This is a genomic window from Variovorax sp. YR216 (assembly GCF_900107745.1).
Taxonomy (GTDB): Bacteria; Pseudomonadota; Gammaproteobacteria; order Burkholderiales; family Burkholderiaceae_C; genus Variovorax.
In genome coordinates, this window is record NZ_FNRO01000002.1 from 776,410 (window position 1) to 790,432 (window position 14,023).

At 65.8% G+C, this 14,023-nt stretch carries 11 protein-coding genes; 5 read left to right on the forward strand and 6 right to left on the reverse strand.

What is annotated here, in order from left to right; all coding sequences use genetic code 11:
- Positions 1 to 3 precede the first annotated feature (3 nt).
- The 3 genes from BLW05_RS08660 (at position 4) to BLW05_RS08670 (ending at position 2,259) form a co-directional block, all read left to right on the forward strand.
- Complete coding sequence (locus tag BLW05_RS08660; RefSeq protein ID WP_093161774.1) at positions 4 to 1,101, forward strand: NAD(P)/FAD-dependent oxidoreductase; 1,098 nt, start codon at positions 4 to 6, stop codon at positions 1,099 to 1,101.
- A 90-nt stretch (positions 1,102 to 1,191) separates the two neighbouring features.
- Positions 1,192 to 1,500 carry a glycine zipper domain-containing protein gene (locus BLW05_RS08665; RefSeq protein WP_093161775.1) on the forward strand — a complete coding sequence of 103 codons (309 nt, stop codon included), beginning with the start codon at positions 1,192 to 1,194 and terminating at the stop codon, positions 1,498 to 1,500.
- Positions 1,501 to 1,572: 72 nt separating this feature from the next.
- The gene (locus BLW05_RS08670) at positions 1,573 to 2,259 is read left to right on the forward strand and encodes a phage holin family protein (protein ID WP_093161777.1); all 687 of its coding nucleotides are present in this window, start codon (positions 1,573 to 1,575) and stop codon (positions 2,257 to 2,259) included.
- 10 nt (positions 2,260 to 2,269) lie between these two features.
- On the opposite strand, the gene BLW05_RS08675 is transcribed toward BLW05_RS08670, so the two are convergent.
- Positions 2,270 to 3,337 carry a quinone-dependent dihydroorotate dehydrogenase gene (locus tag BLW05_RS08675; protein WP_093161779.1) on the reverse strand — a complete coding sequence of 356 codons (1,068 nt, stop codon included), beginning with the start codon at positions 3,335 to 3,337 and terminating at the stop codon, positions 2,270 to 2,272.
- Positions 3,338 to 3,377: 40 nt separating this feature from the next.
- Here BLW05_RS08675 and rpiA point away from each other — a divergent pair, with 40 nt between their 5' ends.
- Positions 3,378 to 4,079 (forward strand): ribose-5-phosphate isomerase RpiA, encoded by a 702-nt coding sequence (rpiA, locus tag BLW05_RS08680; RefSeq protein ID WP_093161781.1) that lies wholly within the window; start codon positions 3,378 to 3,380, stop codon positions 4,077 to 4,079.
- Positions 4,080 to 4,102: 23 nt separating this feature from the next.
- Here the strand turns inward: rpiA and BLW05_RS08685 are convergent, their stop codons facing one another.
- From BLW05_RS08685 to BLW05_RS08705, 5 genes are all read right to left on the reverse strand, one after another.
- Positions 4,103 to 4,729, reverse strand: a complete 627-nt coding sequence (locus BLW05_RS08685) for a glutaredoxin family protein (protein ID WP_093161782.1) — start codon at positions 4,727 to 4,729, stop codon at positions 4,103 to 4,105.
- Between the two features lie 57 nt (positions 4,730 to 4,786).
- Entirely contained in the window at positions 4,787 to 6,838 is a 2,052-nt protein-coding gene (locus BLW05_RS08690) for a M3 family metallopeptidase (protein ID WP_256330115.1), read from the reverse strand.
- 127 nt (positions 6,839 to 6,965) lie between these two features.
- Complete coding sequence (folD, locus tag BLW05_RS08695) at positions 6,966 to 7,817, reverse strand: bifunctional methylenetetrahydrofolate dehydrogenase/methenyltetrahydrofolate cyclohydrolase FolD (protein ID WP_093161786.1); 852 nt, start codon at positions 7,815 to 7,817, stop codon at positions 6,966 to 6,968.
- A gap of 73 nt (positions 7,818 to 7,890) precedes the next feature.
- Entirely contained in the window at positions 7,891 to 8,520 is a 630-nt protein-coding gene (locus tag BLW05_RS08700; RefSeq protein WP_028253580.1) for a response regulator transcription factor, read from the reverse strand.
- Positions 8,517 to 11,060, reverse strand: coding sequence for a PAS domain-containing sensor histidine kinase (locus tag BLW05_RS08705; protein ID WP_093161787.1), 2,544 nt, complete (start codon positions 11,058 to 11,060; stop codon positions 8,517 to 8,519). The genes BLW05_RS08700 and BLW05_RS08705 overlap by 4 nt, the downstream gene beginning before the upstream one ends.
- Positions 11,061 to 11,286: 226 nt before the next feature.
- On the opposite strand from BLW05_RS08705, the gene aceE reads away from it, so the two are divergent.
- Positions 11,287 to 14,001: a pyruvate dehydrogenase (acetyl-transferring), homodimeric type gene (gene aceE, locus BLW05_RS08710; RefSeq protein ID WP_093161789.1), complete on the forward strand. Its 2,715-nt coding sequence runs from the start codon at positions 11,287 to 11,289 to the stop codon at positions 13,999 to 14,001.
- Positions 14,002 to 14,023 lie beyond the last annotated feature (22 nt).

The following is a 14,023-nucleotide window of genomic DNA, read 5'->3' on the forward strand; positions in this document are numbered from 1 at the left end:
GCCATGGATGAATTCGATTGCGCCGTCATCGGCGCCGGCGTGGTCGGTCTGGCCGTGGCGCGGGCCCTGGCATTGCAGGGGCGCGATGTCATCGTGCTGGAGGCCGAGGGGGCCATCGGCACCGGCACGAGCTCTCGCAACAGCGAGGTGATTCACGCGGGCATCTACTACCCGAAGGGCTCGTTGAAGGCCCGGCTGTGCGTGGAGGGCAAGAAGCTGCTCTACGCCTATGCCCACGACCGCGGCGTGCCGCACCGCCGCTGCGGCAAGCTCATCGTGGCGACCTCCGATCCTCAGGTCGAACAGCTCTCCGGAATCATGGCCAAGGCTGCGGCCAACGGTGTGGACGACATGGTCCTCCTCTCCGGTGAAGAGGCGCGTTCGCTCGAGCCGCAACTGGCGTGCACCGCAGCGCTTCTTTCACCCAGCACAGGCATCGTCGACAGCCATGCGCTCATGTTGAGCCTGCAGGCCGATCTGGAGCATGCCGGAGGCGTCGTCGCTCTCAAGTCGGCTGTCACAAGCGCCGCGTGCACGAAGGATGGGATCGTGCTGGAGTCCGAGGACGGCACCCGCCTGCGCTGCAAGAGCGTGGTGAATGCGGCGGGACTCGCGGCCCCGCTGTTGGCGCGCCGCTTCGAAGGGCTTTCTCTGGAATCGGTGCCGCAGGCCTTCTATGCGAAGGGAAATTACTTCACCTTGTCAGGCCGGGCGCCTTTCAGCCGGTTGATCTATCCCGTGCCGGAGACGGCGGGTCTCGGGGTGCATCTCACGCTCGACCTCGGCGGCCAGGCCAAGTTCGGACCGGACGTCCAATGGGTGGATCGTCCGGACGACCTTGTGGTCGATCCCGCACGGGGCCTGGGCTTCTACGCAGAGGTTCGCAAATACTGGCCCGGCTTGCCCGATGGGGCGCTCCAGCCTGGCTATGCGGGCATGCGTCCCAAGATCTCCGGGTCGGCCGAGGCGGCGGCCGACTTCATGATTTCCGGGCCAGTCGACCACGGCGTGCCCGGGCTGGTCAACCTGTTCGGGATCGAATCGCCGGGCCTGACAAGTAGTCTGGCCATTGGCCGTCAAGTGGCCGAACTGCTGTCGTAGACGCGCGCAGGCATGTACCATGCGGCGGTGCGTCGTTTGTCGGCGTGAGTTGCCGGCGCGGTGCCGGCGCCTTGAGGAGGACCTTTTTCAATGACTGCAACCACTAACCTCGAAGCGGCGGCCAACGCCGTGGCCGAAGACATCGCGAGCGACGTGCGTGGCGTCCTCGCCAGCAAGGATCTCGATTCGGTTCCCCACATCAAGGCGCTTCGCCAGCGCATCGACAGCAAGCTGGCGATCGCGCGCGAGTTGGCCGCAGAGAAGAGCCGCATTGCCGCCAAGAAGGCGCGCGAGGCCGCTACCAGTGCCAATGCCTACGCTCATGACGAGCCGTGGCAGATCGCCGGCGCTGCGCTGGCGGTGGGCGTGCTGGTGGGCCTGCTGCTTGGCCGCCGCTAAGTTCGTCGGCCTTCGCGCCTCGGGGAAGTGGGGCCGCAGCGGTGTCTGCTGCGAGCCTTGCGAGGCCGGCGCATGAGGCTGTCATCGCTTTTCGGGATCAAGTCCCAGCTCCGGCGGCTGCGCATCCTGATCGGCGAGGGCGCCTTGGCCGCCGAAGACCGGGCCGAGCTGCTTCGCTACGCCTGGGAGGACGAGAAGAAGCGTTTGCGGTGGATGCTCGGGCTGGTCATTGCGGTGGTCGGGCTCACCACGATCGCGATCGCACTGCTGTCCGTGGCCATCGTCGTCCACTTCTGGGACACGCCGCATCGCTCCGTCGCGGCGTGGCTGGTCGCAGCGGTCTGGGTGGCGCTTTGGCTGGCCTCGGTGGTCGCACTTCTGTCGATGACAGGCAAATCGTCGGCGGCTTTCGAACCGGTCCTGCGCGAATTTGAGCGCGATCGCGAATGGCTGCGTCAAAGCCTCGGAAAGGGAAAGCCGGGCGCCGCCCCGCGCGAACCCCGGCCCCTCAGCCGCGAGGAATTGCTGGTGCGCATCGAAAAGCAACGCGTGCGCATTGCGACGCTCGAAGCTGCTTCGTCGCACAAGGGCGAGGCGCCCGTCCCGAACGAGACGCCGAGCGCCGCCGCGATGCGCATTGCGCGCGAGCACCCGGTCGCGACTGGCGTGGCTGCTGCGGCGGTGGTTGCGGTCCTGGGGCCGCGCCGCATCGTGCGCTGGGCCAGCGTGATCGTGCCGGTCCTCTGGCGGATGCGCTGACGCCAGCCGCTCAGGCGTCGCCGCGGCGCAGCGCCTGGGCTACTTGCCGGACCAGCCCCGGCCCCCGATAGATCAGACCGGTGTAGATCTGCACCACGTCCGCACCGGCATCGATCTTCGACTTGGCATCGGCCGCGCTCAGCACGCCGCCGACGCCGATGATCGGGAACTTGCTTCCCAGGGCGGCCCGCAGTTGGGCGATGACGCGGTTGCTTGCTTCCCTGACCGGTGCGCCCGACAGGCCGCCAGCCTCCTCGGCGTGCTGCAGGCCGGCCACCGCTTCACGCGACAGCGTCGTGTTGGTGGCGATGACGCCGTCCATCCCATGACGCAGCAGCGTGGCCGCGATGACCTTGACCTGGGCCTCGTCGAGATCGGGCGCGATCTTCACGAACAGGGGCACTCGTTTGCTTTGCCGCGCGGCGAGCGCCTCGCGCTTGTCGGCCACGGCGCCAAGGAGCGCATCCAGGGCTTCATCGCTCTGGAGCGAGCGCAGGTTTGCGGTATTGGGGCTCGAAATGTTGATCGTCACGTAGTCGGCATGCGGATACACGCCGTCGAGGCCGATCAGGTAGTCGTCCACGGCGCGCTCGATCGGCGTGGCGGCGTTCTTGCCGATGTTGAGGCCGAGGAGCATCGGCAGCTTCGATGTGTCGCGACGGAAGCGGGCGCGTTGCACGTTCGCGATGAAGGCTTCGAGGCCCTCGTTGTTGAACCCCAGGCGGTTGATGAGTGCATCGCGCTGCGGCAGCCTGAACATGCGCGGCTTGGGGTTGCCTGGCTGCGCCTTGGGCGTGACCGTGCCGACTTCGACAAAGCCGAAGCCCATCGCGGCAAAGGCGTCGATGCAGCGGGCGTTCTTGTCGAGGCCGGCCGCGAGTCCGACCCGGTTCGGAAAGGTCAGTCCCGCGAGTGTGATCCGGTCTTCCACGCGCGGGGCGGCGTAGACGCAGGCGAGCGGCGTGTTCTGCGTGCGCGCAAGCGCATCCAGGGTGAGTTCGTGGGCATGCTCGGGATCGATACCGAACAGGAAAGGACGGGCAAGTCCATAAAGCGACGAGGGCAACAGCAGGGGCATCGGATAATTCTCGACTTCAATCAGCCAAGGATTTTCCCCGATGACTTCCCCCGCCCCGGCTCCGGCCCTGACCCAGGACGAACTCAAGGCGCAGGTCGGCCTTGCCGCGCTGGATTACGTTGTCAAGGGCGAGATCGTCGGGGTCGGCACCGGCTCGACGGTGAACAAGTTCATCGACGCGCTCGCGGCCCTCAAGACGCAGATCCGGGGGGCGGTCTCCAGCTCGGTGGCATCGACCGAGCGTCTTCAGGCACTGGGCATCCCGGTCTTCGACAGCAACGAGGTCGAAGAACTGGCGGTCTACATCGACGGCGCCGACGAGATCGACGGCCGCGGCTACATGATCAAGGGCGGCGGCGCGGCGCTGACGCGCGAGAAGATCGTGGCGGCGCAGTCGCGCCGGTTCGTCTGCATCGCCGACTCGTCCAAGCTGGTCAATACGCTCGGGGCGTTCCCGCTCCCGGTGGAGGTGATCCCCATGGCGACCCAGCGCGTGATCCGCCAGTTCGCGCGCCTCGGCGGACAGGCACAGGTGCGGCTCAAGGAGGGGGCGCCGCTGGTGACCGACAACGGGCAGCACATCGTCGACGTGACCGGACTGCGTATCACCGATCCGCTCGGTTTCGAGACGGAGGTGAACCAATGGCCCGGGGTGATCACGGTGGGGGTCTTCGCTCGCCAACGCGCCAGCGTGTGCCTGTTGGGCACATCGTCCGGCGTGCGGACGATGCGGTTCGGCTGAGGCCGGGGGGGGCCTCGGGGCCCTTAGAACTTGATGCCGGCGGGATTGCTCGGCGACGGTTCGTTGGACGATGCGGCAGGTGCCGGAATCGCGGCAGGCGCCGGCGCCACAGCGGGGGTGGGTTGTGCAGTGGGCGCCAGCGCCACCAGGGGCTGGGCCGGCGGATTCTGGTAGCCCGCGGGTAGCTGCGTGCTTTTCGGATAGCCCGCTGCGTCGAGATACTGCGACCACTCGCCGTCCGAGAAGCCCTTGAGCTGCTGGGAGCCGATGGTGAGCAACGGCAAACCGTTCTGTCCGCTCAGGCGCTGCAGGGCGGCGATGTCCTCGTTGCTCTTGACCGTGCGTTCGCTGAAAGGCACGCCGCGCGTGATCAGCAGCGAACGCGCGGCCGCGCAGGGGCCGCACTCGTCCCCGGTGTAGAGCGTGACTGGATAGCGCTGGGCCACCTGCCGCAACTCGTAGGGCAGGCCTGCGGCTGAACTGACGGTGTTGCCCGCGCGCGGCGTGGCGGGCTGCGAAGACGCCGTCGGGGGCTGGTCGGAGAAGGTGACGCGCCCGTCCTTGTCGACCTGGCGGTAGACCGCCTGGGCGAAGGACGAGGTGGCGACCAGCAGCAAGGCAAGGCTGGCGATGGCGGAGCGGTGTTTCATCGAGGTCTCCCGGAATCGGATGACGCCGAGTATCTCAGGCTGCGCCCAACGCCTGCCTCAGGCCGGCTGCGGTTCCGCCATCCCCTGGTGGCGCAGCAGCGCGTCGATCCGTGGTTCGCGGCCGCGGAAGGCCTTGAACGATTCCATCGCGGTGCGGCTGCCGCCCGCTTCGAGAATGGCCTGCCGGTATTTGCGGCCCGTCTCGATGCTCGGCTCACCGTTGGCGCCGGCGGTCTCCTCGAAGGCCGCGTAGGCGTCGGCGCTCAGCACCTCGGCCCATTTGTAGCTGTAGTAGCCGGCCGCATAGCCGCCAGAGAAGATGTGGCTGAACGTATGGGGCGTGCGGCTGAACGCCGGCGACGGCATGACCGCCACTTCCTGGCGCACCTTGCCGAGCAGCGCCATCACGTCGCCCGTCGTGGCGGTCGTGGCGTCGTAAGCGGTATGGAGCAGCATGTCGAACAGCGAGAACTCGATCTGCCGCAGCGTCTGCAGACCGCTCTGGAAGTTCTTGGCCGCCGTCATCTTGTCGAACAGCGCGCGCGGCAGGGGCTCGCCGGTGTCGACATGCGAGGTCATGTGGGCAAGCACGTCCCACTCCCAGCAGAAGTTCTCCATGAACTGGCTTGGCAGCTCGACCGCATCCCACTCCACGCCGCTGATGCCGGAGACATCGCGCTCGTTGATCTGCGTGAGCATGTGGTGCAGGCCGTGCCCGAATTCGTGGAAGAGCGTGGTCACGTCGTCATGCGTGAGCAGTGGCGGCTTGCCGTCGACGCCTTCGGCGAAATTGCACACCAGCTGTGCGACCGGCGTCTGCAGCGCGCCATTGTCGGGGCGCAGCCACCGTGCGCGGACGTCGTCCATCCAGGCGCCGCCACGCTTGGCCGCTCGCGCGGACGGGTCGAGGTAGAACTGACCGACCTTCTGTCCGTTGCGTTCGATTCGATAGAACTCGACGCTCGGATGCCAGACCGGCGCCTGGTCGCGGCGGATCGACACCTCGAACAATGACTCGACGATCTTGAACAGCCCCGCCATGACCTTCGGCGCGGTGAAATACTGCTTGACCTCCTGATCGCTGAAGGCATAGCGCGCTTCCTTGAGCTTCTCGCCGATGTAGCTCCAGTCCCAGGGCTGCGGATCGGTGATTCCGAGCTGGTCGGCCGCGAAGACACGCAGGTCAGCCAGATCGCGTTCGCCGTACGGCTTGGCCTTGGCCGCCAGATCGCGCAGGAACTTGATGACCTGGTCGGCGGATTCAGCCATCTTCGGGACGATCGAAAGCTCACCGAAATTCGGGTAGCCGAGGAGCTTGGCTTCTTCCTGGCGCAATTCGAGGATCTCGCGGATCAGCTCGGTGTTGTCGAAGGCCGGATCGCCCAGTTCGCTCGCGCGGGTGACGTAGGCGCGATAGAGTTGTTCGCGCAGCGCGCTGCTCTTGGCGAACTGCATCACCGGCAGGTAGGACGGCATCTTCAAGGTGAGCTTGTAGCCTTGCTTGCCTTCAGCCTCGGCGGCCGTACGTGCGGCGCTGATCACATCTTCCGGCAGCCCTTCGAGTTCCCCGGGCGACGCGTAGTAGGCGAAGGCATCGGTGGCGTCGAGCGCGTGTTCGCTGAACTTCTGGCTGAGCTCGGCCTGCCGTTCCTGGATCTCTGCGAAGCGAACCTTGGCGGCGCCCTGCAATTCGGCACCGCCCAGAACGAAATTGCGGATCGCGTTGTGGTGCGCCTGGCGCTGCTCTGCATTGAGCGTGGCGGGATCGATCGCCTTGTACTTGGCGTAGAGGCGCTCGTCGGAGCCGAGGCGCGTCCAGAAGGCGGTCACGCGTGGCATCGCCTCGTTGTAGGCGGCGCGCAGCTGCGGCGTGTCGGCAACCGCATTGAGATGGCCCACCGCGCCCCATGCGCGGCTGAAGCGCTCGGACGCCACGTCGAGCACCCGGGAGATCGCCAGCCAGTCCGCCGGGAACTCCGGTGCGGTCACGGCCTGCAGCGCGGCTTCGGCCTCCGCCAGCAGGGCATCGACCGCCGGCGAGACGTGCGCCGGCCGGATCCGGTCGAACAGCGGCAGATCGGCGAAGTCGAGAAGCGGGTTATCAGTCATGTCAATTCCTGGTCGAGCGAAGCGAAGGCCATTCGGGAGTCACCGCGGAACCGGCTTTGCCGGGCCGCCGGTGGCGCCCCTGGAGGGGGAGGCGGCTACACGCAGTGAGCAAGCAACGGGGTGGTTCTTATCTTGCGGCGCGTTCGGCGGCTTCAAGTGTGTTGGCGAGCAGCATGGCGCGCGTCATCGGCCCGACGCCGCCGGGCACGGGGGTGATCCAGCTCGCGACTTCCTTGACGCCGTCGAAATCGACATCGCCCGCGAGCTTGCCATCTTCCTTGCGGTTCATGCCGACGTCGATGATGACCGCACCGGGCTTGACCATGTCCGCCGTCAGGATGTTGCGCTTGCCCACGGCGGCAACCACCACGTCGGCCTGCCGCGTGAGGGCGCCGAGATCCTTGGTGGCGCTGTGGCAGATGGTGACCGTGGCGTTCTTGGCCAGCAGCATCATCGCCATGGGCTTGCCCACGATGTTGCTGCGCCCGATGACCACCGCATGCTTGCCGCGCAGGTCGTAGCCGATCGATTCGAGCATCTTCATGCAGCCGTGCGGCGTGCAAGGCCAGAAGCCAGGCTGGCCGACCATGAGTGCCCCGGCGCTCGCGACGTGGAAGCCGTCCACGTCCTTGGCGGGAGAGATCGCCTCGATGACGCGGTGGCTGTCCATGTGTGGCGGCAGCGGCAACTGGACCAGGATGCCGTGCACCGTGGGGTCTTCGTTGAGGGCGTGGATGCGGTCCAGCAGTTCGGCTTCGGTCATGCTCGCCGGATAGCGCTCGAGGTTGGCGGAGAGGCCGGTCTCGCTGCTGTCGTTGACCTTGTGCTTGACGTAGACCTGGCTGGCCGGATCGTTCCCCACCAGCACGATCGCGAGCGTGGGCTCGACGCCGCTCGCCTTGAGCGCCGCGATGCGGCCAGCGACATCGGCACGGATTTTTCGGGACAGCGCGTTGCCGTCAATCAGTTGGGCTGTCATCGTTTTCCAGTCTTCCAAGTAAAAACGCCCGCTTGCGCAGGCGTGGGATGCGAGAGGGTAGCCAGCCGGGCTGCTAGGCCTTGGCGGGTGCCGCCTGGCCGAGTGCGATCTTCAGCAGATCGGCCACGGTGTTGGCGTTGAGCTTTTCCATGATGTTGGCGCGGTGCGCCTCGACCGTCTTGATGCTGATGCCCAGGTCGTCGGCAATCTGCTTGTTGAGTCGGCCCGCGACGATGCGTTCCAGGACCTGCGCCTCGCGGCCGGTGAGCTTCGACAGCAGGGCGTCCCGGCTGGCGGATTGCTGATGCTGGGCGAAGGCGCCGCGGGCGTGTTCGAGCATCCGTTCGACCAGCGCGACCAGCGCCTCGTCGTTGAAGGGCTTCTGGATGAAATCCATCGCGCCCTTCTTCATGCTGTCGACCGCCATCGGCACGTCGCCGTGGCCGGTGATGACCACGATGGGCAGGGGAGAGCGGCGTTCGATCAGCCGGTCCTGCAGTTCGATGCCGGACATGCCGCCCATGCGGATGTCGACGATCAGGCAGGCGACTTCGCGCGGGTCGTAGCGGGAGAGGAACGACTCGGCCGAGTCGAAGCAGCGGACGCGATAGTCCTTGCCTTCGAGCAGCCATTGCAACGAATCACGAACCGCTTCGTCGTCATCAACGACATACACAGTGCCCTTCTTGGGAATCAAACTCATGCAGGTACCTTCGCCTCGTTGCTTGCTACGGAATCGATAGCGTCTAACACCGGTATCCAGAAGGAAAAACGGCATCCGACCACATCCGGACCATTGTAGATGTTCTCCGCTTGCATTCGACCCCGGTGGGACTCGACGATCGTGCGGCAGAGGTTCAGCCCGATGCCCATGCCTTCGGGCTTGGTGGAGAAGAAGGCTTCGTACAGCCGATCCATGACTTCGGGCGACAGGCCCATGCCGGTGTCCTGGACCGAGAACTCGACCGCGTTGTGGCCGTCGATGATCTTCGGCAGCACCCGCAACTCCACGCTGCGGCGCGCCAGCGGGCGGTTGGCGAGGTCGATGGATTCGGCGGCGTTCTTCAGCAGGTTGACCATCACCTGCTCGATCAGGATCGGGTCGACGCGCAGCACCGGCAGGCGCGCGGCGACGTAGTGGTTCAGGCGCACGTTGCGGCGGCGCAACTCGATGCCCGCCAGTTCGACCGCTTCGCTGACCATCAGCGCTACTTCGGCCGGCGTACGGTTGGGCTCGCTGCGCTTCACGAAGGACCGGATGCGCTGGATGATCTGGCCGGCGCGCTGGGCCTGCTTCGAGGTCTTGTCGAGTGCCGCGAGCAGGGCGTCGGAATCGATCTGGTTCCCCTTGATCCGCGACATCATGCCGTTGCAGTAGTTGGAGATGGCGGTCAGCGGCTGATTGAGTTCGTGCGCCACGCTGGAGGCCATTTCGCCCATCGTGATCAAGCGGCTCGCGGCATGTGCGCGGTCGGCCTGCGCCGCTGCCAGATCCTCTGCATCGCGGCGCGGCGTGATGTCGGTCGCGATCACGAGTTGCGCGAGGCGGCCGTCGACCCAGGTCAGGTAGCGCGAACGCACCTCCAGCCACTTGCCGAGCTCGGGCACGAAGATCTCGTTGTTCGCCGGCTGGGCCGCGGTGAGCTGGTCGATCGGCAGCCCGGCGAAGGGGTCCACGTCGTCGAGTTCCTCGTCGCGGGCATGCGAAGCCGGGACGCCGGCCTGCGCCACCATGTTCAGGTGGCCGACGGTGTTGGAGCCGAACCAGAGGCGGTAGAGCTTGTTCGCGAACACCAGCTCTTCGCTGCCGAGCGGCGCGACCGAAACCGAGGCGTCCAGCGCTTCCAGCACCGTGGTGAAGCGCTCGTAGGAGGCCGACAACTGCTCGCGGATGCGCGTCGGCTCGGTGATGTCGGTCATCGAGGTCATCCAGCCGGTCTGGTGTCCGCGTGCATCGATCAGCGGCGAGACGTACAGGCGCGCGTTGAAGACGCTGCCGTTCTTGCGCTTCACACGCACCTGGAAACCGCCGGGCAGGGCGCGGCCGTGCAGCTCTTCTTCGAGGCGCTCGTTCATCACCTCACGGTCGGACTCCAGCCAGTAGGGGAAGGGCGGCGTCTGGCCGACCAACTCGTTCTCGCTCCAGCCAGTCATCGCGCAAAAGGCGGCGTTCACGTAGGTGATGCGGCCTTCGAGGTCGAGCACGCGCATGCCGGTGAGCATCGAGTTCTCCATCGCGCGGCGGAAATTGGTCTCGGCCACCAGCGCCTGCTGCGCCTGCAGACGGCGCCGCGTGTGGCGCCAGGTGCCGATCAGCATCCAACTGGTGAGCACACTGAGCGCGCCGACAAGCCAGAAGAGCCCGTTGCCGACCACACCCTGCGAGGTGCGATAGGCCTGCGCGCGCAACACCAGCCCATTGCCGACCGGCGAGACCGGCACTTCATATTCGTTGGTACGCACGGCCCACGGCAGCAGGCGGTTGGCCGGGCCCTTCGGGCTGGCGACGGTGTTCCCGGCGATCAGGCCGCCCTTCGCGTCGAGCAGCGACACCGCATAGCGCGCCGAGACCTCTGCCGGCATGCCATAACGCAGAAGGCCGTCAACTGAAAATTCGCCGAGCAGCGTGCCTGCGAACAGCCCCTGGTCGAACATCGGAATGTGAAGCTGCAGCATCGGCGCGGGATCGCCGCCCGCGAGCGCTTGCGAATACACCAGTTGCCCGAGTTCGCGCGCCAGGGCGTAGCTGCTTTCCGTGTCGCCGGGCCGCAGCACCTCGTTGATCGCCCGCTGCTGGGCGGGATGCACGCTTGGCGCCGCATAGCTGGCCTTGACGCGGCGACGGTCGTCGATCCATGTCACGGCCTGGAGTTCGGGAAACTGGCTGACCAGCGATTCGGCGCGGCTCGTGAATTCGGCGACGTCGATCTCGCGATTGGATGCGTCGCGCGCCAGCCGCGAGAGCTGCTCCTGCCGCTCGAGCAGGCGCATGCGCACGCGCTGCTGCGCGTATTCGACATCGCGCTTGACGGATTCCTGGACCCGTTCCATTTCCTCCGCACGCAGATACCAGAAGGCCGACACGATGGCCGCGAGAAACAGCAGCACGGCGGCGAGCGGCGCAAGCATCGCCACCGCATCCTGAAGCATGGGCGTCTGCCGGCGCCACCAACGGCGCCACCATGAAAGCGGCGATGCGTGGACCGCGCTGCGCGCGACCGCGATCGGGGAGGAAAAGGGCATCAGTCGAGTTTAGGTGATCACCTTTCGGGCGGGGTGTCAACCGGTCCATTCAATGACGCAGGCAGAAGGGGAAACTCATGAAAAACACGCTGAAGTTTCATTGGTGAATTTCATAATAAGAAATCAGCACGCACTATTTGAAATCGCAGAATTTCTGTGAGAAACTCCCGCTGCACGCCAATCCGGCACTAAATTACTGCCACAACCCCTCAAAAAGGAGACAAGCATGTCGGCGAATCCTCAGAACCTCTTCGGTTCGGCCGCGAACGATCAAGACGCGCAGGAAACGCGCGAATGGATGGATGCCCTATCGGCAGTCATCGAAAGCGAGGGGCCGGAACGGGCTCACTTCCTGCTCGAGCAACTGCTCGAACATGCCCGTCAGAACAGCATCGACAAGCCGTTCTCGGCCAACACGGCCTACGTGAACACGATCGAGGCCGACCAGGAAGAGCGTTCTCCAGGCAACAACGAAATCGAGGAGCGCCTTCGTTCCTACATGCGCTGGAACGCGATGGCGATGGTCGTCAAGGCCAACCGCCACCATCCGCCCGAGGGCGGCGACCTCGGCGGCCACATCGGGTCCTTTGCGTCGCTGGCGACCATGTTCGGCGCCGGCTTCAACCACTTCTGGCACGCCGAGAGCGAGAACCATGGCGGCGACTGCCTCTACATCCAGGGCCACGTCTCGCCCGGCATCTACGCCCGCGCCTACCTCGAAGGCCGCCTGACCGAAGAGCAACTGCTCAACTTCCGCCAGGAAGTCGACGGCAAGGGCCTCTCGAGCTACCCGCATCCGAAGCTGATGCCCGAGTTCTGGCAGTTCCCCACCGTCTCGATGGGCCTGGGACCGCTGATGGCGATCTACCAGGCGCGCTTCCTGAAGTACCTGCACGCACGCGGCATCGCCAACACCGAGAACCGCAAGGTCTGGGTGTTCTGCGGCGACGGCGAGATGGACGAAGTCGAATCGCTCGGTGCCATCGGCCTGGCGGCGCGCGAGAACCTCGACAACCTGGTCTTCGTCATCAACTGCAACCTGCAGCGCCTGGACGGCCCGGTGCGCGGCAACGGCAAGATCATCCAGGAACTCGAAGGCGAATTCCGCGGCTCGGGCTGGAACGTCATCAAGCTGCTGTGGGGCAGCAACTGGGACCCGCTGCTGGCGCGCGACAAGGAGGGGGCGCTGCGCAAGATCATGATGGAAACGAACGACGGCGATTACCAGTCGTTCAAGGCCAACGACGGTGCCTACGTGCGCAAGCATTTCTTCGGCCGCGATCCGCGCACGCTCGAGATGGTCTCGAAGTTGAGCGACGACGACATCTGGGCGCTGCGCCGCGGCGGCCACGATCCGCAGAAGGTCTACGCGGCCTTCCACGCGGCGGTGAACCACAAGGGCCAGCCGACGGTGCTGCTGATCAAGACCGTCAAGGGCTTCGGCATGGGCAAGATCGGCGAAGGCAAGAACACCGTCCACCAGACCAAGAAGCTTGGCGACGAGGACATCAAGGCCTTCCGCGACCGCTTCAACATCCCGATCCCGGACAGCCAGATCGAAGACCTGCCGTTCTACAAGCCGGCCGACGACACCCCGGAAATGAAGTACCTGCACGAGCGCCGCAAGGCCCTCGGCGGTTACCTGCCGCATCGCCGCACCAAGGCGGACGAGAGCTTCACCGTGCCGTCGCTCGAAACCTTCAAGGCCGTGCTGGAGCCGACCGTCGAAGGCCGCGAGATCTCGACAACGCAGGCTTACGTCCGTTTCCTCACGCAACTGCTGCGCGACCAGGCGCTCGGCCCGCGCGTGGTGCCGATCCTCGTCGACGAGGCGCGCACGTTCGGCATGGAAGGCCTGTTCCGCCAGGTGGGCATCTACAACCCCGCGGGGCAGCAGTACACCCCGGTCGACAAGGACCAGGTCATGTACTACAAGGAAGACAAGGCCGGCCAGATCCTGCAGGAAGGCATCAATGAAGCCGGCGGCATGTCGAGCTGGATCGCGGCGGCAACGTCGTACAGCACGAACAACCGGATCATGGTGCCGTTCTACGTGTACTACTCGATGTTCGGCTTCCAGCGCATCGGCGACCTGGCCTGGGCGGCGGGCGACATGCAGGCGCGCGGCTTCCTGCTCGGCGGCACTTCGGGCCGAACCACGCTGAACGGCGAAGGCCTGCAGCACGAGGACGGCCACAGCCACATCCTGGCCAACACGATCCCGAACTGCGTCAGCTACGACCCGACCTTCGCGCACGAAGTCGGCGTGATCCTGCATCACGGTCTGAAGCGCATGGTCGAGAAGCAGGACAACGTCTACTACTACATCACGCTGCTCAACGAGAACTACGCGATGCCTGGCCTCCAGCCCGGCACCGAAGAGCAGATCATCAAGGGCATGTACCTGTGCAAGCAGGCTCCGGCGCTCAAGGCCAAGTCGCCCAGCGTGCAGTTGCTCGGCAGCGGCACGATCTTGCGCGAGAGCATCTTCGCGCAGGAACTGCTCGAGAAGGACTGGGGCGTGAGCGCAGCGGTCTGGAGCTGCCCGAGCTTCAACGAGCTGACCCGTGACGGCCAGGAAGCCGACCGCTGGAACCTGCTGCATCCGACCGACGAGCCGCGCGTGCCTTTCGTCGCACAGCAACTCGCCGCGAGCACGGGCCCCGTGGTCGCATCGACCGACTACATGAAGGCCTACGCCGAGCAGATCCGCCCGTTCGTCCCGAAGGGCCGCAACTACAAGGTGCTCGGCACCGACGGCTTCGGCCGCAGCGACTTCCGCGCCAAGCTGCGCGAGCACTTCGAGATCAACCGCCACTTCATCGTGGTGGCGGCGCTCAAGGCGCTGGCCGAGGACGGCACCATCCCCGCACAGAAGGTGGCCGACGCAATCAAGAAGTACGGCATCAACGTCGACAAGATCAACCCGCTCTACGCATAAAACGACCAACCAACAATCAACT